Source organism: Streptomyces sp. NPDC085460, from assembly GCF_044541975.1.
Taxonomy (GTDB): Bacteria; Actinomycetota; Actinomycetes; order Streptomycetales; family Streptomycetaceae; genus Streptomyces.
This window is the reverse complement of sequence record NZ_JBITTO010000019.1, coordinates 56476-75884: the sequence shown is the minus strand read 5'-3', so window position 1 is coordinate 75884 and position 19409 is coordinate 56476. Positions and strand designations below refer to the sequence as shown.

Genomic DNA, 19409 nt, shown 5'->3' with positions numbered 1-19409 from the left:
CTGCCACTGCCGCTGCCACTGCCGCTGCCGCTGCCGCTGCCGCTGCCGCTGCCGCTGAAGGAGACGTACCTGCTCGTCATGATCGCCGCATGACAAGGTACGGTGCCCGCGTGGCGCGTCGAGACCTCTCTCCGCGCCACCTCAGGGAGGGAAATTGCGCACGTCACTCCTCCGGCGCCTGGCCACGGTGGCCACGACGCTGGGGCTCACCGCCGCGGGTCTGCTGGGGGCGGGCACGTCGCCCGCGCAGGCCGCGATCGGCGACTGCCCGTCGGGCCACTTCTGCGGCTGGAAGACCGGCAACGCCACGGGCTCGATGTACAAGACCACGTCGGCCGCACTCTCGCTCGGCACCTGGAACGGCACGTTGCGTGCGGTCAACAACCGCACGTCCAAGTGGGCCTGCCTGTTCAGCGGCACGAACTACAACGCCTCCAGCTACATGGTGCTGACACCCGGCTCCAAGGAGACCGGGATGGTCAGCGGCTTCGGCGGCTCGGTGAGGCTGGTCCCGACCGAGGACGACTGCCACCCGAGGTCCGTCCCGACGTGGACCGCGACCGACACGGGCGGGGCCGGGTTCAGCGACTTCAACGGAAACTGGACGCCGGACGTCCTCGTCCGCGACAAGCAGGGACAGCTCTGGTTCCTTCCCGGCGGCAGGACCGTCGACCTCCTCGGCACGGGCGGCTGGAACGCCTTCAACGCTCTCGTGCGCCACGGTGACTTCAGTGGCGACGGCCAGGAGGACGTGATCACGCGCGAGGCGTCCACCGGCAGGCTCTGGCTCTACCCGGGCCAGAACCCGGGCCTGAGCACGGTCGCCCTCGGCGCCCGCAAGCTCATCGGCACCGGCGGCTGGAACGTCATGGGGCAACTGGTCGGCACCGGCGATCTGAACGGCGACACCCGCTCCGACCTGGTCGCCGTCGAGAAAGCCTCGGGCAAGCTCTGGCTCTACCCGGGCACGGCCACCGGCACCCTCGGCGCCCGCAAGCTCCTGGGCACCGGCGGCTGGAACGGCATGAACGCCCTGACCGGCGTCGGGGACATGAACCAGGACGGCCGTCCCGACCTGGTCGCCCGCGAGGCGTCCACGGGCAAGCTCTGGTTCTACCCGGGCAAGGCCGGCGCCTACGGCTCCCGCGTGCTCATCGGCGGCGGCTGGAACTCCATGGCCTCGCTCTTCGCACCCTCCGACTACACCGGCGACGGCCGCAACGACCTGGTCGCGATCACCGGGCTCGGCACCTCCACCACGCTGTGCCCCGCGGGAGACGGCTGTCTGCTCGTCTACCCGGGCACCGGAACGGGCAAGCTCGGACCGGCCTCCCGGAAAGCCACGGACTGGTGGGGTCTGAACGGGGTCTTCTGACCCCAACACGAAGCCTCCGCCCCCTCTATGGTCAGCGGAGGCTTCGCTGTATCCGCGGTCTTTGATCAGCCGAGAGCGGTCAGCGCGGCGGCGACCAGCTCTTCAGGTCGGCGGCGATCCGGCGTACGTCGGCGTTGCCGGCGAGGACCTGGTCGACGAGAGCGATGGCGTCCTCGCTGTCGACGGAGACCGGGTGGCCGGAGGCGTGCAGATAGGCGGCGGCGACGGCCACCGCGAACAGCTCGTTCGAGTGCTCCAGGGCGGGGACCCGTACCAGCTGGTGGAGGAGCGCCGCGGCCCGGTGGTGAGGCCGGTCGTAGACAGGGGTGTCCATGACACGGAAGGCGTGCCGGGCGCGGGCGGCCTCGAGCGAGCCCCAGTCGGTGATCTCCGGGTCGCCGGGGATCTCGTTCTGGGCGATGTCGAGCAGCCAGGTCAGGTCGACCTGAAGGATCACCTGCCGGTCCCCCGGATCAGGCGGCGCCGGTGCCGCACGCGGCGGGGCGGCCGTAGCGGGCCGCGAAGGCGTCGCTGTGCAGCTGGACGAAGGAGCGGGCGCCCTCGACGAAACGGGTCCGGATGAGATCGGTGTGCAGGACGTGCCCGGCGTAGTCCTCGGCGGCGACGTGATGCGCCGCGGCGGCCCTTTGCAGCGCTTCGTACGCCTCGTCGCTGATCTTGATGCGGATTTCCCGTGCCATGCCCTCACGGTAGCGGTCCACCGCGCCCCTGGGCAGCCCCACGGGAGATTCACCCCGGTCGAGACATCCTCGCCCCCCCGAACCCATGGGAAGTCAAAAGACCGGACTGCTCATCGTCTCATCGGCGCTATCGTCTGCGGGACAAGATCCGTACGCCGGGGGGGTGTGCCGTGAGAGAGCGGCTTCTCATGAGCGCCGCCGTCACCACGTTGCTGGTGACGGCGGCTGCTTGTACGTCGGGTACGCAACAGCCTCGGGACTCCTCGACGCCCACGACGGTGAGGCCCTCGGCCGCTACCCGACCGGCCGTCACACAACGGCCGTACGACAAGACGCCGGCGCGGCCGCTGGGCGAGGCGGCGGCCGGCAGCCGTGACCACGCCTTCCTCCAGGCGGCGTTCGCGGTCCAGATACCTCTAGGACACGAGATTCCACCGGCTGACGAGGTGGTCGTGATCCGTCGCCTGGACGCGAAGAACGGCGAGCTGGCGTGGATGGCGGACGGGCGCACCTTCTGCTACGGCCAGATCCGGGAAGGCTACAGCTCCTACACCTGCGGCCAGCTCCCGGAGAAGGCACCGGCGCCTGGTCTGCTCTTCACCGTCTGGGGAGAGCCTGACCGGGCGCCCAGCGAGGACAATCTCGACGAGGTCAATATGGTGGGCTTCGTGATCGCCGAGGGCGGTCCGGCACGGTTCGACCACGTCAAGCGCAGTAAGGGGACGGGGCCGGTGCATCAGGCGGTGGCGAGGTTCCCGTCCGGTCGCATGGTCACCTTCCTGACGTTCGACCGTGCCTACGGGCCCATCGACCCGGAGGCGGAGATCTGCAGGAGCGACCGGAAGATCTGCTTCCCGTCCGAAGACCTGCCGCGCTGACCCGACGGCAGTGAGCGGCACTCAGCCGCGCACCACCCCGCGAGAGCCTGCGGCCTGGTTCAGTCCCACCAGAGCGACCACATCGTCGCCCGGGCCATCGTGTCGCCGGTCCTCACCGGATCCTGCACGGTGTCGTGGCAGTAGGCGTGCAGCTCCGCGGCAGCCTGCGCGGCGCCGCGCGGATCCAGGGGCGGCCGGTCCACGACCAGCTCCAGGTAGGGGCCGGTGGCGAAGAAGAGCTCGGCGCCCCATTGCTCGTGCCAGCGGCGCAGGAGCGCGGAAGCGTCGAGGGGTGTCAGTCCACGGTCACCGTATCCGGACCAGTTCCACGTCGTGTAGACGAACGGGAGAAGCACCGGGACCTCGTAGCCGCCGCGCGCGGCCACGAAATGCACCCACCGCCAGTCCTTCTCGAAGAAGTCCCGGGTGCCGGTCGCCCACTGCGACACCCCGGGCAGCGGCCGTTCCACCGCCGGCGCGAGCAGCGGTGCCAGCCGGTCGGGGTCGTAGTCGGACCGCCAGAGGTCCAGGTCGTCGTCCACATTGGCGACCTCCTCCACCGCCCACCGGCAGGCCGACACCAGGACGGACGCCGCCCGCGCGTCGTGATCCTGAGCCACGGCCTCGCCGACCCACTCCAGCACGTCGGCATCCCACCCCAACTCCCCGCGGCCGTCGGCCATATCCGTCGGCGAGCCCAAGGTGACGTACGGCCACCAGCCCGTCTCGTCGTGCCTGGCACGCCACTCCTCCCACACCACGCCGGCCTGCGCGCGCGGCACGCGCAGGCCGAGGACCTCGACACCCGCGGCCGTCATGGCAAGCTCGACCTCAGCAGCGGGAAAGCCCGTCCGCAGGCGGTGAAGGACTTCATCGGAGGAAAGAAGCGGCCGGGGACGGAACGAAGAAGACGACATGAGATCAGGACCCTAAGCGCCCCCGGCACAGCTCGCACCCCAATTGGCCCGCGCCACCCGCTGCATGCGTCGCTGGCGCCGTATCGCCGGAACGTTGATCACTGAACGAATTCTCCAGGACCGATCCTCAGCGCAAGGGCCGACTTCCCTCCGGAACGCCGAAAGGCTCTCGGGACACGCAGCGCACGCCCGTTTACGCGTGGATGGACGAGCGCCGCACTTGCCCGAGCCGCACGACGGGTGTCTGCTGGAAGGGGCGGGGTGACTCGGCGCGTGACGTGCGAACCGCCGGAGGTCCCGGATGGCCAGTACATGGATCTGCGAGAACTGCGGGGCGCAGGTGGCTGCCGGTTCTCAAGGATGCGATCGGTGCGGGCGCACCTTCCAGACGATGGACCCCTCCGGCCAGGCGATGGACCCCTCCGGCCGAGCCACGCCGTCCTCTCCCGCTCCCCCCGCCACTCCCCCACCCTCGTCGGCACCCCCTGGCTCCGGCATCGGCGGCGGAGGCTGGGACCCCTCGCCACAGGCACAACAGCCATCACAGCATCAGACTCCCCACTGGCAGCGACAGGGACAGGGCCGAGCGCAGGGGCAGGGGCAGGGCGAGGGACAGCAACAGCAACAGCAACAGCAACAAGGGCACCACCAGGCACAGGCACACGCCCAGAGCGAGCACCGTACAGCCGGCCCGGCATCCGCGGTCCCGACCACCGCCGCCGGGCGGGGTGAGGTGGTCGAGGGCATGGTGCGAGGAGTGCAGATGCGCACCGAGCAGCGCAGCGAGGACGACATACGGTCGGTGCTGCTGTTCCGTCTGGAGCGTTACGACGACGCCGGGCGGCGGGTGATGCTCGTTCCCGTGGAGATGCGGGGCCTCCGCTTCGAGGGGTCGGTCCACGACGGGGACTGGGTGCGCGTGAGCGGTCGGATGCGGGCGGGCACGCTGCATGCGAACGCGGAGCAGGAAGGCGCGACGGGAGAGTTCGGCGGTCCGGCCGGTTCGCCAGCGGCAGCCGGCGGCCGGCGGCCCCTCGCCAAGGACCTCCTGGTGTCCTTGTACAACTACATGGTTCCGCTGGCGTTCCTGGTCAGCGCCGAGCCTGGTCGGGCGGCGATACGCATCGGCACGTGGCTGCCCGCCGAGAGCACCAGCCAGTCGTCGGACCAGAACGGCCGACTCCTCACCACGTCCCTCAACACCCTCTACCCCTCAGTCGACTTGGTGGACGAATCACCCGGTCCCTCCACGGACGTATGGCCTCCCCGGGGCTGGCAGCGGGGCGGCCTCGTCATGGGGATCCCCACCCCGAAGCCTCCCGATCCCACCGACGGCGCCGCCCAACTGGATCGTCTGCTGCGGGCACTTCACCAGTTCGACTGGGCGGCGCTCGTGCTGGCGCAGCCGGTGGGAGAGGGCCTGGTCCGGGACCTGAAGCTGCGGCTCATCAACGACATGCGGATCGCGCAGACCGCGAGCACGCTCGGTGGCGTGCCGAGTCCGCTGACCCAGCACTACCTGGAGCTGATGGCCCGGCAGCTGAAGGCGTTCACGGATGCCCAGGGCGCCGGCGCGTGGCGTACCGCGGTGTACCTCCTGGGCGACGACGCGAGCTATCCGCAACTGGCCAGCCTGTGGCGGGGGGTGTACTCGGGCGCCTCCTCCTTGCCGGAGGCGGTACGCGTGTGGGACCGGGACGACGTGCCCGGTCTGGCGTCCGCCTGGGCCATGTGCGATCCCGAACCGGACACCTCGGCCCCGGGCTCGTACCGGCAGCCGTTCCAGCACCAGACGCTGCTGACCTCGCCGCAGCTCGCCGCCTACGTCCACCTGCCGAACCTCGAGACGGACGGCTTCTCCATCCGGACCGCGCCGGCCTTCGACGTCGTGCCGGCCGACGTCACACAGGAGCGGAGCATCACCCTCGGACAGATCATGCAACGAGGCCGCAGAACCGGCGCGACGTACGCGGTCACACCCAAGAGCCTGACCCGTCACGCGTTCGTCGCGGGAGTCACGGGGTCGGGGAAGACCAACACCCTCATCCACCTCCTCACCGAGATCGACCGCAGGTCGATTCCCTTCCTGGTCATCGAACCGAGCAAGACCGAGTACCGCGCGATGTCGGGCCATCCGGCGCTGGCCGGGCGACTGCGCGTCTTCACCCCGGGCAAGGAGACCGTCGCCCCGCTGCGCCTCAACCCCCTGGAAGTCCCGCCCCACATCGGCATCGGCGAGCATCTCGATCTGCTGCGCGCCGTGTTCGGGGCCAGCTTCGCGATGTGGGGACCACTCCCCCAGGTCCTCGAACGGTGCCTGCACGAGGTGTACGAGGACCGCGGCTGGGATCTCAGAGCCAGCACCAACCGGCGCCTGGAACCGCAATCCGCCGCCGGACTCTCCTGGCGCGCCTTCCCCACGCTGACGGATCTCGGCCAGAAGGTGCGCGACGTCGTCCCCCGCCTGGGCTACGAGCCACGCACCCAGGACGACATCCAGGCCGCGCTGCTGACCCGGCTCGACTCCATGCGGAGCGGCGGCAAGGGAGCGACGCTCGACACCCCCCTGTCCGTACCGGACCGGGAACTCTTCGACGCACCCGCCGTCATCGAACTCGAAGGGATGGGGGACGACGACGACAAGGCGTTCCTCATCGGCCTGCTGCTGATCCGGCTCGCCGAACACCGTCGCGCCGGCGGGCCGGCGGACGATCTCGCTCACCTCCTGGTGATCGAGGAGGCACACCGGCTCATCTCGAACGTCACGCGAGGCGGTTCGGAGTACGTCGCCAACCCCCGCGGACAAGCCGTGGAGACCTTCACCAACCTGCTGTCGGAGATACGGGCGTACGGCCAGGGCGTGGTGATCGCCGACCAGGTACCCGTACGCCTGGCTCCCGACGTCGTCAAGAACACCAACCTGAAGATCGCGCACCGCGTCGTTGCGGCCGACGACCGGGCCGTTCTCGGCGGCTCCATGTCGATGAGCGACGCACAGGAACGCTACGTCAGCACGCTGGGCATCGGCCGGGCGGCCGTGTTCAGCGACGGCGACGACGCGCCGCTCCTCGTCGCCGTGCCCCGCGCCGAGTACGGCGGCCGGTCGCCCCAGGACGCCGACGTGGCAGAGGCCATGCGACGGTGGCGCTCGGACCTCCGGATCGAGGGGCTCTACCAGGCGAGGCCCTACTGCACGGAGACCTGCGCCGACGCCCCCTGGGCCTGCGCCCTGGCGCGCACGCTCCTCGAAGACGGCTACGTCCGGCAGACCGTCGCCCGACTCGTCCTCTCGACCGCCGAGCACACCATCGCCCTCGACCGCCTCTGGCCGGAGATCGTCGCGGTCCTCCGCGCCCGCCGCACCTCCCCCGTGCCCGAGCGCCCGCTGCTGACGGCCTTCGCCGGACACGCCGCGGACTGGTACGCCGAGCGGCGCGGAGCCCAGGCCGGCTGGTCCTACCAAGCGACGGACGCGCTGGCGTCAGCCCTGCGCGCAGCCCTGATCAGCAAGGCGCAAGGGGGCCGCGAGGACACGGATCACGAGGTACGCGGCCGGTTCCAGGCACAGATGCGGGAACTCCACCGCCGCGACGTCGATCCCTACCCGGACTGCGACCGCGTCTGCGACCACGCGCCCCTGTGCCTGTACCGGTCCGCGGCCGGCGACCTCGTGGCATCCCGCCGCCACCACGCCCGCTGGCAGCGGGCCGAGGACACCGACGCCCGAACCGACGGCGGTCGGCTCCGGCGCGAGACCTGGAACACCGCGCGGGGCGCCGCCTACGAGCTGTTCGAGCAGCCGCACCCCGGCATCCCCGAGCCCGAACGGACAGGAGTCGCGGCCGCGGCCGATCGCGTCGCGCTCTGCTTCGCCCAGCAGATGCTCGCGACGGACGACCGGAAGGTCCCCGGTACGGCCCGCTGGATCGCCGACCGCCTCCTCGCGGAAGCCGACTCCGCAACCGCCGGAAACGGCGCGAAGAACACCCCGACGGGAGGTGAGCCCTCATGAGCAGCAGCGACGAGTCATCCGCCGGCGGAGTACCCCCACCGCCCCCGGCTCCCCCACCGACCCCGCCGGCGGACCCCCCGCCATCCCGAAGCGACGAATCCTCCTCAGGAGGCGTACCCCCCGGCCCGGCCGCCCCGCCGGAACCACCGAAACAACCGGCACCCGACACCCCGGAACCCCCCGCAGAACCTCCAGATCCCCCGGACGCTGCCGAACCACCCCCCAAGGAACCCTCACTCCCCGGCGGCCTCCCACCCCAGGCACCCCCGGAAGCCCCACCACCGGTTCCTCCACCGTCAGTTGAGCCCCAGCCCCCGGGAAGCGGCCCCCCGGATCAACAACCGGGCGAAGGAAACCAGCCGGGCGAACCGAAGGACCCGGAATCATCCGGCATACCCCTGCCACCTCCCCTCCCGATCCCCCCACTTCCCCCCATCCCACCCATCCCTCCCCTCCCACCACTCCCGTCCCTCCCGACACCGGGCGGCGGAACGGAACCAGCTCCACCACAACAAGGCCCGGGCGGCGGAACCGAACCGCTCGGGATTCACCGCTAGCCTGACCGGGGTGTAGGGAGTCCTGGGGAGGGAGAGGTGGCAGTGGAGGCACTACAGGGCGGGGATCCCGAACGGATCGCCGGCTACCGCCTGATCGGCCGCCTCGGCGAGGGTGGCATGGGAGTGGTCTACCTGGCACGCGGCCCTCGGGGGCGCATGATGGCGGTCAAGACCGTCCGTCGTGAGCTGGCCGCCATGCCCGACTTCCGTCTGCGTTTCCGCCGGGAGGTCGCTCTGGCCCAGCGCGTCGGTGGGGAGTGGACAGCCGCCGTCGTCGAGGGGGACCCCGACGCCGTGCTGCCCTGGGTTGCGACGGAGTTCGTGGCCGGGCCGACGCTCCATCAGGTGGTCAAGGACCACGGCCCGCTTCCCGAGGAGTCCCTGTGGGCCCTGGCATCGGGCCTGATCCGAGCGTTGGAGGACGTGCACGCCGCGGAGCTCGTCCATCGCGATCTCAAACCGTCGAACGTCCTGGTGACGATCGAGAGGCCCGTCGTCATCGACTTCGGGATCGCGCGGGCAGCCGGTTCTACCACCGATGACCTGACGGCGACCGGTGTGATGGTGGGCTCGCCCGGTTTCATGTCCCCGGAGCAGATCCGGGGCGAGACGCTGACGCAGGCCAGTGACGTCTTCTCACTGGGCGCCGTCCTGGCGTTCACCGCCACGGGGAGCCTGCCGTTCGCGGCGATGGAGGGGCAACTGCCGGCCTTGATCTATCAGGTCCTGGAGGGACGCCCGAACCTCACCGGTGTCCCGTCCGGCATCCGCGGCCTCATCGAGGACTGCCTTCGCAAGGACCCCGCAGACCGCCCGTCCCTTCCCGAACTGCGCCGCCGGGTGGAAACGGACGCCCGAAGCCTCGGGGATCCGTGGCTTCCCGCTCAGGTACTCGCCCGCCTCGGGCGGGACGCGGTCCGCCTCCTGCACCGGGACGATCCGTACACCTACGTACCCACCCGCGTACCCTCGCAGGCCACCCCCGACGGCCCTGGGACGACGACGCGGACCGCCCAGCCAATGCCGCCCGCCCCGTCCCCGGCCCCGGCCCCGGCCCCGGCCCCGTCCTCGTCCCCAGATGAAGCCCCGCCTCCCGCCCGCCGCCACCCCAGCACGACCTCCCCCACGACGTTCGGCCGGCGCGCCGCTGTCGTGTACTGGCTTCTCGCACTGCTCTCACTGACCTGCCTGGCGTCCGCCGTCTCTTACGCGTCCCTCGATCCAGAGGCACGCACCTACAGCTACGCCGGGCGGCTTCCCGAAGGAGAGGGCCTGATCGACCCTGACGCCTGGGCCGACGACCCCGTGTTCTACGTGCTGCTGAGCGGCAAGATCGTGCTGACCACCGCTCTGGTCGCGTGCTGGGTCCTCTGGTTCGCCCGCGCGCGGACCGCCGCCGAACTGAGGCAGACCGGCAGCATCCGCTACCGGCCCGGAATGGCCGCCGCCGCCTGGTTCCTGCCCCTGGCCAACCTCGTGATCCCCAAGCAGATCGCCGACGACATCTGGCGGGCCTCCGCTCCCGACTCCGCACGCACGTCGCCGGCGGCCCGGGTGCACGTCTGGTGGGCGCTGTGGGTGGCGACGTTCCTGGCCGGCCCGCTGATTTTCACGCCGTTCACGAACCTGCTCAGCAGGGAGCAGGTCGCAAGCGACACCTACCGGTACGACGGAACACCGCAAGCCTGGCTCAGCCTCCCGGCACACCTCCTGGTCGTCGGGGCAGCCATCGCGGCTGCCCTGTACGTACGAGACGTCACCACGCGACTGGGCCGGGAGGCGTCAGACAGGGCACTGACGCACTCGCCGGGGGCGGTCGGCCGGCTGTAGGGCGGGCCCCGCAGGGGCGGGGAACCGGGTGACCCCGTATCAAGGCCGCTACACGGCTTCGGGTCTATTCCCTGGCGAGCGGGGAGCAGGTGGACGTCGACTCGGCGCGCATCAGCGCCTCGGGACCATCCCCGCGGACCGGCTGCCGCGGGTCAGCGTCCTTCAGGTCGAAGCACGCCGCCGCCCCGGTGTGGAGCTGACCCAGGTCTGGCACGACCTGCGCCGCGCGGTGGAAAACCGCGGCATCGGCGCGAGGGTCACCGTCCGGCTGCGCCGCGAGCGGCTGGACATGGTGACGCGCATCGCCGGCGGCTACTTCACCGCGCCGCCCGTTCCCGAGGCTCACAGCGATGAGTGGCTACGAGTGGACGTCGTCTACCGCGTCGTCGAGGCGGTCCGCCACCTGATGCCGTTCGGCACTGACGTCCACATCGTCAGCCCTCCCGAGGCCCGCATCGAAATGGCCCGCGCCATCGCCGAGTTGGCCGGACTCTACGACGCTGCCAGAGCCAAGGACCGTCCCCACCCTGAACCTGCTCGCCCCGGAGGTTTCCGCAGGCACAGAGCTGCTTCGTTCCGCCCGCACGTGTGCTCCGCAGCAGGCAGAGCCCACGTGGTGAGACCACAAGCGGCCGTTCACGCCGGGGCCACCCCGGCATGGGGAGCAGACCTCTCCTGGTACGACGACCGGAAACGGGAGCGGACGCGAAACGATCGCCCGCGTATGTCCGGCGACTGCGGGGCCATCGTCCCGCGATCTCGTTGTCAGTACCCGATGCAAGGATTCGAACGAAAACACGGAGGCAGGGAGCGCAGCATGGGTACACAGGAGATCGGCCCCTTCGGCGCCGGCACGGCCGCGGACTTGGCCGATGCGGCCCGGACGGCCTGGTTCTCGGCGTCCCGGACCCGGCCCGGCCCTGACGCGTCCTTCGAGCAGCCGCTGCCCGCCGTCGACTGGATCGACCACGTCGACACGGACCCGATCCGCGCGCTGGAGCTGCTGGTCCTCGGCTGGTACCCGGCCGAGGACTCGCCGCCGGACCCCGACGCGCCCACGGACGACGCCGTCGCCCTCCTGCCGCCGCCGCTCGCCGCCTTCCACCGGCTGGCCCGCCTGCGGCCCGCTCTCTACCGCTTCAACCATCCGATGCTCCTGCACCCCCAGCACGTCACGAGACCGGATGGTGCCCGCATGGTCTTCGCCGTAGAGAACCAGGGATGCAGCGACTGGACCATCCCCTGGCCACCCCGAGGAGGTCCCGAAGACGACGACCCACCCGTCTGGCACACCGAGGGCCCCTACGACTACGACAACGACAACCCGGACACCCACCTGCAAACGGAACCCCTCAGCCGCTTCCTCCTTCAGTTCACCCTCAAGGAGGCGTCCGGCCTCGCGCCCTTCAGCGCCTGGACCGACCTCATGCCCGTCGAGCGCCTCGAACCGCTGCGGAACTTCCTGCGACCGATCCCCCTCGGCCCCTACATGCCCGACTACGGCGGCCATCTCTTCTACGCGGCCCCTGGCCTGCTGGCAGCCATCAGCTCCGACGGCACCCAGGCGGACGCGGTGTTCGCAGCACGCCACCGCGAAACCCTCGCCCCCCTGAAGACCTACACCTTCCCCTGGCGACGCTTCGACGCATAGAGGCGCCGACAACAACCGCGTCACCAGCCCCGTACTCCGGATGCGTACTCGACGGCCTTGCCGGTTCGTCTCCCACGACCAGCTTCCCGTCTACCAGGTCATGAACGTTCTGCGGCTGTTGCTGCGGAGAGCGGCGGGGGTCGTTCCGTACCAGCGTTGGACTGCTCGGCGCAGCGCGCGGGCGTTGGCGTAGCCGCTTCGGGTGGCGATGGAGTCGATGCTGAGGTCGGTGGTCTCCAGCAGCCGTGTGATCTGTGTCTGGCGCAGGTTTTCGAGTTCGCCGCTCCAAGTGGTGTCGTGTTCGTCGAGGCGTCGCTGGAGGGTTCGTGTGCTCAGGGCCATGCGTCGGGCCACGGCGGCCAAGGTGGGGGCGGCTTCGTCGTGGGCGGCGGCCAGATGGGTGCGGAAGAGGCTGAGCCAGTCATGCAGCGGTATCGCCGTGGCGAGGATCTGATCGGCGTGTCTTCGCAGCACGGTCGACAGACCGGGCTGGGTGTGGGGTCCAGGAATTTTCAGGTCGGCGGCGCGGAACGTGATCGAGCTGTCGGGGGCCTCGAAATGGATGACGCGCGTGCTGTAGAGCTCGGAGAGGATGTCGTGCCGTCGGGGTGCGCGGGCCGCCAGGCTGACGCGGAGGGGAACGAGGGCGCGGCCGGCTGCCTGGCTGAGCCGCTGCCGGAGGATTCCCAGGGCGTAGGCGCGGATCGCGCAGGCGGCTTCGTGGGTGACGTCTGCCTGACTTCGGTGGCTGATGGTGACGTGGTCACCGTCCTCGGCGATGTGCAGGCACTCGGTGGCGGTGTCCACGACGGTGGCGAAGTAGGCCGCGGCGTCCTGGATACCTTCGAGGGGGGTGGGGGCGGCGGTGATCAGGTAGTCCCAGACGCCGAGGGCGCCGATGTGTGACTGCCCTACGAGCAGCACCGCCATGTCGGTCCACGGGACGTGAACGGTGGTCAGGTCCGCCAGGCGCCCGGTCGTGGCGGCGGGGGTGCGGTAGGTGTTGCCGTGGAGGTGTTCCGGTGCCAGGCCCGGCAGGTGCGCGTAGCCGTTCGGGTCCGCGCCGGTCATGCGGATGACCTCGACGGACAGCCGGGTGAGGGCGGACGAGGTCGTCCCCGGATGCGAGTGTGATTGCACAAGGGCAGAGCATAGAGCAGCGCAAATTCCCAGGTGATTGCCGGTGCGAGGCACGTGGAGTCCCCAACTCGGCGTCTGAGGTCCCCTGATGGCGCCTGCAGTCCCGTATTGGCGCGTGGTGTCCCTGGAGCGGTGCTCGCGGCGGTCCTAGCGTGAGCCTTCTGCCCGGATCGGTTCAGGGCAGGCACGGGGCACTACCGCGGTTGTCGCGAGGCCCTCGAACAACACTTCCTCCGGAAGGACACGATCAGGTGCACACGCGTGCCACCAGAATGGGCGTCACGGTGATGACCGTCGCCGCCCTCACCATTCCCGCGGCCGGTCAGGCATTCGCGGCACAGGCAGCGCCTGCCGACACCACCGAGGCGGTGATGCCGTACGCCTTTGAGGACGGCGCGTACCCGAACGCCGACCGGATCGAGGCGGACAAGGGCATCAAGCTGATCCGCGGTGACGGCAACATCACGCTCGCCGACTGCGACCTCGACGCCACGCAGATACGCGTGCAGGTCGTCGGTGCGCCCGCGAACAAGCAGGAGATGTACTGCTTCGTCTCCCGGGCCGACACGGGTCTGCTCACTCTGGACCTCAACCGGGCCTTCTGGATCGACGCGGCCGACCAGCCGATGAGCGCCACACTCACCGCCGAGGACGGCACCGACAAGACCATCACGATCCCCAAGGGCGGCTACGCGCCGGTCGGCGAGGGCGTCGCGGGCGGCACCCGCAGCCGGCTGGTCGAGATCCGGGTCACCGGTCCGAGCGGAACGGCTCCCGCCCTGTCCGGGGACACCACGTACGGGTACGCCGGCCGACTGCGCGTAGGGGACTTCCGGTCCTGCACGGCGACGCTCGTCGCGCGGAACTGGGCGGTCACGGCCAAGAGCTGTTTCGCCGATGACCCAGCGGTGGACAACAACGTCGCCCAGGGCGCTCCGAAGCTCAGGAGCACCCTGCTGCTGGGCCGTTCGGACCTCTCCTCCAGCGGGCTGCACAGTAGTGGCATCAGCGAGGTCGTGCCGCACCCGGACCGCGACCTGGTGATGGCCCGTCTGGAGACGCCCGCCGACACCGTCACCCCCGTCGCTCTGGGCACGACGGCTCCGGTTGCCGGTGAGAAGCTGACCGTGGCCGGATTCGGCCGTACCAGCACCGCGTGGACGCCGAACGTGCTCCACGCGGCCGAGTTCACCGTCGGGGCCACTGTGGCCGACGGGTTCGACCTGGCCGCTTCCGCGTCCGCCGGCGCCACGGTCTGCAAGGGAGACGCGGGAGCCCCGGCCCTGCGCGTCGTGAACGGCAACGCGACCCTGGTGGGCATCGGCAGCCGCTCGCAGCAGGCCGGATGCCTCGGCAACGCGGGCACCGCCGTGGGCGCCCACGGCGTGAGGACGGACAACGTCTCCGACTGGGTCCGGTCGATCATCACCCGCGACCGGACGACGCCTGCCGACATCGACGGCGACGGCAAGGACGATCTGGTCGTCCAGCGCACCGACGGCACCGTGACGGTCCACCGCAACCTCGGCACGAGCTTCGGCGCGGGCACCGTCATGTCCTCGGGGTGGCGACGCTACCTCGACGGCACCGACCTGGGCCGGCTGTACTTCGCCGACATCACGGGTGACAACAAGGCCGACCTGGTCGTCCACGGCACCGACGGCAACATCAGCGTCCGCAAGAACATGGGCACCTACTTCGACGGCGGCACCCACTGGACCACAGGATGGGGACGCTTCGTCACCGGCACCGACCTCGGCCGGCTCTACTTCGCCGACATCACCGGCGACAACAAGGCCGACCTCATCGTCCACGGCACCGACGGCAACATCAACGTCCGCAAGAACATGGGCACCTACTTCGACGGCGGCACCCACTGGACCACAGGATGGGGACGCTTCGTCACCGGCACCGACCTCGGACACCTCAGCTTCGGGGACACAACCGGAGACATGAAGGCCGACATGGTCATCTACGAGCTCGCGAACGGCAAGGTATCCGTGCGCACCAACATGGGCAGCTACTTCAACAGCGGCACGTTGATGATCACCCTGTGACGCACACCCCTCCGGTCGACCTACGCGGGTCCGCGGAAGCGTGCCCGTACGGGCCCGAGGGGGGCAACTGGCCGGGATGAACTGACCGAACGCCACAACAGAGTGACATCCAGGCGGGACGCGGGCCGACGCCCGCGTCCCGCCGACGTGAGTCGCCGGTAACGAGATGAGAGTCTGGTGAAACCAACACTCCACGGGCCTCGACGCCCGGGAAGAATCAGGCGCGCGATACGCGCCTCCATGTTCGGCATGCTGCCCGTGGCCCTCACCCTGGGCCTGCTGGGAGCCTCCGCCTCTGCGGGCGGGCACACCGGTGCGGTCCGGCTCGCGGCCTCGCAGGAAGTGACCCCCGCGGACCGCGGCCGGGTGGTGGATCACTGGCGGGACGGCGGTCCGAACGTGAAGGCGGCCGCGGAAGCGGCGCTCACCGGAAGCGCCGCCGACGTCGAAGGTTTCCTGTCCGTCGTCGAGGCCCTGGACCTCCAGGACAAGCGGGTCAGTGCCGCACAGCTCGGCAGCATCGGCGGCACGGAGCTCCTGGCCGCAGCCCGAACGGCGATGGCCGAAGGCCGATTCGCCTTGGAGGACTTCCTGGACGACGGCTGGGAAGAGCCGTTGCGACAGGACCAGCGTGTGCGGGTCGCCCAGATCGTCAGCACCGCGCGGCAGGTCGAAGCGGACGCCGGGCGGGCTGCGCTCAACGGCAGTCCGGAAGACATCGTGGCGTTCCTCCGGAACGGGCAGTACACCGCCCGTGAGCAGGACGACCGCCTTCAAGTCGTCCAGATCATCAGCGTGGGCGGCACCAACCTCCAGGCCGCCGGACAGCTCGCAATGAACGGCACACCGGACGACCGCCGGGAGTTCTTGGAGGTCGGCCAGTTCGTCGCACGCAACAAGGACGAAGAGCACGCCACTGTCGCCGAGCTCGCGGCGCAGGCGCAGGAAGCCGGTCGACAGGCCGCGAAGGAGACGGAGGCCGCCAAGGCCCAGTCGGCCAAGGCCGTGGACTCGGCCCGGCTGGCCAAGGAATCCGCGCTCGCCGCCAAGGCACTGGCGGCGGCGGCCCAGGGTGAAGTCGGCAAGGCGGCTCGCGCCGCCGCCGACGCCGCGAAGGCCGCCGCCCAGGCCGCCACCGCGGCGCAGAAGGCAATCGACGCGGCCGGCGCGGCGAAGAGATCCGCGCGTGTCGCCGCGAACGCCGCCTCCCGGGCAGCGGCCGCGGCGGCGTCCGCGGCCCAGGCCGCGACACGCGCGCAGTCGGCTGCGGCCGATGCCGCGACCGATGCGGGCAAGGCCGACGCAGCACGCGTGGCCGCCGAGAACGCGCGCAACATCGCCAAGGGCGCGAACCTCGCCGCCGACGCGGCAGATCAGGCAGCCAAGGCCGCCACCGCTGCAGGTGAGGCAGCGGAGTCCGCTGTCGCCGCGGGCGCTGACGCCACCGCGGCCGCCAACGCGGCGATGGACGCCAGCGGCTACGCCGGAACCTCCAGCGACGCCGCGGCGGAGGCCCGTGCCGCCGCTGCTTCCGCCAAGCGTCACGCCACGGAGGCCAACCGCGCCGCCAACGCCGCCGGGGCCCTGGCCCGCAAGGCGGCGACGGCCGCGGGTGATGCCCGTGACGCCGCCCGCAAGGCCGCGACCCACGCCACCAACGCCGCGGCGGCAGCCGAGGACGCGGCTCAGCACGCGGGCGATGCGGCCACTGCCGCATCCAAGTCCACCGCGCACGCCAACGCCGCCAGCGCAGCCGCGACCATCGCGACGGAGGCGGTGGCGGAGGCCCAGAAGGTCTACGCCCTCGCCCGTGAGGTGGAGGCCGAGGACCTGCTGGGTCGCACCAACGCCGGCATCGCGCTGGCCCGGGACCAGAAGGCGGACTACACCGCCGACACGGCCAAGGCAGTCCAGCGGATGCAGGCCGTCAAGGACCGCGACGCCGAACGCGACCGGCTCGTGGCCGAGCTCGCCGAGCCCGGAGCCGATCTCGCGCTGATCGCCACCGAGGGACGCAAGCTGGCCCTGCTGGCGGCCAAGAACGGCACGGCCTGGGGACGCGCGGCGGCCGACGCGGCGCTGGCAGGCCCCGACGAGGTCGTCATCGACTACCTGAAGAACGGCTGGAAGACAGCCCGCGAGCAGGACGAACGCTCCTACGTCGAGCGACTCGCCGAAGAGAGCGCAACCCCTGAGGTCCGTACGGCGGCCGAGGCCGCGCTCGACGGCGACGCGGCAGCCGTCACCTCCTTCATCGACGACGGCCAGTACCAGGCCGCCTCGCAAGGCATGCGCGTCGCTGTCGCACAGGTCGCCTCCGGAGCAGGCCCGGCAGTCTCCGACGCCGCGCAGGCGGCTCTGAACAGCCAAGACCCCAAGAAGTACAGCCAGTTCCTGGTCACGACGCAGTTCACCGCTCGTACCCAGGACGAACGCGTACGTTCCGCGCAGCTGTTCAGCGCAGGCGGGGACGAGGTCAAGGCCGCCGCCCGGATCGCGCTGGAAGGCTCCCCACAGACGGTCCACGCCTTCGTCGTCTCCGGCCAGCACAAGGCCGCCCGCCAGGACCACCTCGACGCCACGCACGAGGCGCAGGTCCAGAAGCTGATCGCGGACGCCGCCAAGATCGCGGCCGAGGCACAGAGAAACGCCGCGACCGCGCAGAAGGTCGCCGCCACCGCCCGCAAGGCCGCCGCCGAAGCCAACCAGTGGGCGCTGAAGGCTGACGCCGCTGCAAAGGAAGCACTGGCAAGCGCCGTCAAGGCGGACCAGTACGCCCGGGACGCCGAGGCTTCCGCCGCCAGCGCTGCCGCTTCGGCGGCCACCGCGCGCAAGGCGGCCAACGAGGCCGACACGGCCTCCGAGGCCGCAGCGCTCTCCGCTTCCGACGCGACCCTGTCCTCCGAGATGGCCCAGGCCTCCGCGTCCTCCGCGTGGGCCTACGCCGAACAGGCGCGGGAGTCGGCCGTCGCGGCGGGCCAGGACGCGGACGCCGCCCTCAAGGCAGCGCAGGAGACCTTCGTCATCTCGGTGAAGAAGTACCGGGAGGAAGAAGAGGCCCGCCGCAAGGCCGCCCTCGAAGCCAAGCTGAAGGCCGAGCAGGACCCCGGCTACCAGGCGCGCAAGATCTACCGGTGCGGCCAGGCGATCGTTCCCTGCGACCCGCAGGAATTCGCCCGATGGTGCCAGCACAACGAAATCGGCTGCGACATCATCTCCATGGGCCCCGAGTTCAATCAGGCCATGGAGGAACTGCACGCCTTCACCAGTGCGGTGACCGGCCTCGGAAATCTTGAAGCATGCCTCGACAACAAGAACTTCGAGGACTGCGGGACCCTGGCGGTCGATGTTCTGCTGGGCGCCAAGCTGAAGGCGCTCAACAAGGCATGGGACAGCCTCAAGCTGATCCGCCGCGGCTGCAAGGCCCTCGGCGCGGCCACGATGTCGGCTCAGTCCGACATGACGCCGATGATGGGCGTGCAGGCGGTGGCCGGCGGGCCGGTGGGAAGGGGCTGCCTCGAAGGCAAGGTCAATCACCCGGTCTACGATCCGACGACTGGGAATCGGATCACCGACATCGACGTCTTCGAAGGCGACGTCCTGTGGGAGGAGAAGAGCGTCCTAGGCTACTGGGGCGAGACCGAATGGCTCACACACCTGGAAGACAAGATCGAAAAGTACATCGCTGCCCGTGCGCAGCTGCCGGAGTTCTACCACGACGCACCCATGGGCTTCTGGTTCACCCGCCCGAACCAGGATCCACGGTTCGTGGAGCTGATCGAGACCGAGCTTCAGAAACTCAGGGCAAAGTATCCGGAGATCCCGATCCAGACGAGGTGGAACTGATGAGTTACCCGTTCCGGAACATTGAAGGATCGAAGATCATCTGGGATCCGGGAATCGGCGTGGGGCAGACCTACGCCGCCCTCGCCGCCGAGACCGGCGCCCTGCTGCAGGTGCCCACAGGGCTGACCTACGCCGAGCGCCTGGGCGGCAGCGAGGTGGACCTGGTCCTGTTCCAGCGGTTCACTCAGAAGCTGTACGACCGGTACTTCAACACCAGCAACTTCGTCCTGCACGGACTCCTTCACGGCCTGTTGCTGTCCTCCATCGTCATGCTGGAGAACGGCGGCGGATCGATCACACGGAACCCGGAGACGGAGCACGGACTCCTGGATGACCACGGCGCCTACACGCGCGCCATGTGGACGGACTTCTGAGAAGGCCCCACGCCTCGGCGTGAGAACGGCCGGTCCCGCACCCGCGGGACCGGCCGGCTCGCGTACAAGGA

12 protein-coding genes and 1 pseudogene are annotated in these 19409 nt (G+C 70.4%); 9 read left to right on the top strand and 4 right to left on the bottom strand.

What is annotated here, in order from left to right:
* Positions 1 to 154 precede the first annotated feature (154 nt).
* Positions 155 to 1375 (top strand): FG-GAP-like repeat-containing protein, encoded by a 1221-nt coding sequence (locus ACIGHB_RS32840; protein WP_399918296.1) that lies wholly within the window; start codon positions 155 to 157, stop codon positions 1373 to 1375.
* 79 nt (positions 1376 to 1454) lie between these two features.
* Here ACIGHB_RS32840 and ACIGHB_RS32835 read toward each other — a convergent pair whose 3' ends face one another.
* Positions 1455 to 1832 (bottom strand): fic family toxin-antitoxin system, toxin component, encoded by a 378-nt coding sequence (locus ACIGHB_RS32835; RefSeq protein ID WP_360310060.1) that lies wholly within the window; start codon positions 1830 to 1832, stop codon positions 1455 to 1457.
* Positions 1833 to 1848: 16 nt separating this feature from the next.
* The gene (locus tag ACIGHB_RS32830; RefSeq protein WP_399918294.1) at positions 1849 to 2076 is read right to left on the bottom strand and encodes a hypothetical protein; all 228 of its coding nucleotides are present in this window, start codon (positions 2074 to 2076) and stop codon (positions 1849 to 1851) included.
* Positions 2077 to 2264: 188 nt separating this feature from the next.
* On the opposite strand from ACIGHB_RS32830, the gene ACIGHB_RS32825 reads away from it, so the two are divergent.
* A complete protein-coding gene (locus ACIGHB_RS32825; RefSeq protein WP_399918292.1) occupies positions 2265 to 2954 on the top strand; it encodes a hypothetical protein in 690 nt (229 codons plus the stop codon).
* A gap of 59 nt (positions 2955 to 3013) precedes the next feature.
* On the opposite strand, the gene ACIGHB_RS32820 is transcribed toward ACIGHB_RS32825, so the two are convergent.
* Entirely contained in the window at positions 3014 to 3772 is a 759-nt protein-coding gene (locus tag ACIGHB_RS32820; protein WP_399918290.1) for a DUF4253 domain-containing protein, read from the bottom strand.
* 862 nt (positions 3773 to 4634) lie between these two features.
* Between ACIGHB_RS32820 and ACIGHB_RS32815 the strand changes: the two genes are divergently transcribed.
* From ACIGHB_RS32815 to ACIGHB_RS32800, 4 genes and pseudogenes are all read left to right on the top strand, one after another.
* The gene (locus ACIGHB_RS32815) at positions 4635 to 7883 is read left to right on the top strand and encodes an ATP-binding protein (RefSeq protein ID WP_399918288.1); all 3249 of its coding nucleotides are present in this window, start codon (positions 4635 to 4637) and stop codon (positions 7881 to 7883) included.
* A gap of 599 nt (positions 7884 to 8482) precedes the next feature.
* Positions 8483 to 10270: a protein kinase gene (locus tag ACIGHB_RS32810; RefSeq protein WP_399918286.1), complete on the top strand. Its 1788-nt coding sequence runs from the start codon at positions 8483 to 8485 to the stop codon at positions 10268 to 10270.
* Between the two features lie 28 nt (positions 10271 to 10298).
* Positions 10299 to 10745 (top strand): annotated as a pseudogene (locus ACIGHB_RS32805) (WYL domain-containing protein); the annotation flags it as partial.
* A 342-nt stretch (positions 10746 to 11087) separates the two neighbouring features.
* The gene (locus ACIGHB_RS32800; protein ID WP_399918326.1) at positions 11088 to 11921 is read left to right on the top strand and encodes a hypothetical protein; all 834 of its coding nucleotides are present in this window, start codon (positions 11088 to 11090) and stop codon (positions 11919 to 11921) included.
* 90 nt (positions 11922 to 12011) lie between these two features.
* Here ACIGHB_RS32800 and ACIGHB_RS32795 read toward each other — a convergent pair whose 3' ends face one another.
* A complete protein-coding gene (locus ACIGHB_RS32795; RefSeq protein WP_399918284.1) occupies positions 12012 to 13061 on the bottom strand; it encodes a helix-turn-helix domain-containing protein in 1050 nt (349 codons plus the stop codon).
* A gap of 251 nt (positions 13062 to 13312) precedes the next feature.
* On the opposite strand from ACIGHB_RS32795, the gene ACIGHB_RS32790 reads away from it, so the two are divergent.
* The 3 genes from ACIGHB_RS32790 to ACIGHB_RS32780 all read left to right on the top strand — a co-directional run bounded on the left by ACIGHB_RS32790 (position 13313) and on the right by ACIGHB_RS32780 (position 19338).
* Positions 13313 to 15118 (top strand): trypsin-like serine protease, encoded by a 1806-nt coding sequence (locus ACIGHB_RS32790; protein WP_399918283.1) that lies wholly within the window; start codon positions 13313 to 13315, stop codon positions 15116 to 15118.
* Between the two features lie 240 nt (positions 15119 to 15358).
* The gene (locus ACIGHB_RS32785; protein WP_399918281.1) at positions 15359 to 18964 is read left to right on the top strand and encodes an ALF repeat-containing protein; all 3606 of its coding nucleotides are present in this window, start codon (positions 15359 to 15361) and stop codon (positions 18962 to 18964) included.
* Complete coding sequence (locus ACIGHB_RS32780; protein ID WP_399918279.1) at positions 18964 to 19338, top strand: DUF6086 family protein; 375 nt, start codon at positions 18964 to 18966, stop codon at positions 19336 to 19338. Before ACIGHB_RS32785 ends, ACIGHB_RS32780 begins: the two co-directional genes overlap by 1 nt.
* The last annotated feature ends 71 nt before the right edge of the window (positions 19339 to 19409 follow it).

Bases quoted from the DNA above. Each gene is read 5' to 3' on its own strand.
- ACIGHB_RS32830 (WP_399918294.1), bottom strand. From the start codon at position 2,076: ATGGCACGGGAAATCCGCATCAAGATCAGCGACGAGGCGTACGAAGCG.
- ACIGHB_RS32825 (WP_399918292.1), top strand. From the start codon at position 2,265: ATGAGCGCCGCCGTCACCACGTTGCTGGTGACGGCGGCTGCTTGTACG.
- ACIGHB_RS32820 (WP_399918290.1), bottom strand. From the start codon at position 3,772: ATGACGGCCGCGGGTGTCGAGGTCCTCGGCCTGCGCGTGCCGCGCGCG.
- ACIGHB_RS32815 (WP_399918288.1), top strand. From the start codon at position 4,635: ATGCGCACCGAGCAGCGCAGCGAGGACGACATACGGTCGGTGCTGCTG.
- ACIGHB_RS32800 (WP_399918326.1), top strand. From the start codon at position 11,088: ATGGGTACACAGGAGATCGGCCCCTTCGGCGCCGGCACGGCCGCGGAC.
- ACIGHB_RS32785 (WP_399918281.1), top strand. From the start codon at position 15,359: ATGTTCGGCATGCTGCCCGTGGCCCTCACCCTGGGCCTGCTGGGAGCC.
- ACIGHB_RS32780 (WP_399918279.1), top strand. From the start codon at position 18,964: ATGAGTTACCCGTTCCGGAACATTGAAGGATCGAAGATCATCTGGGAT.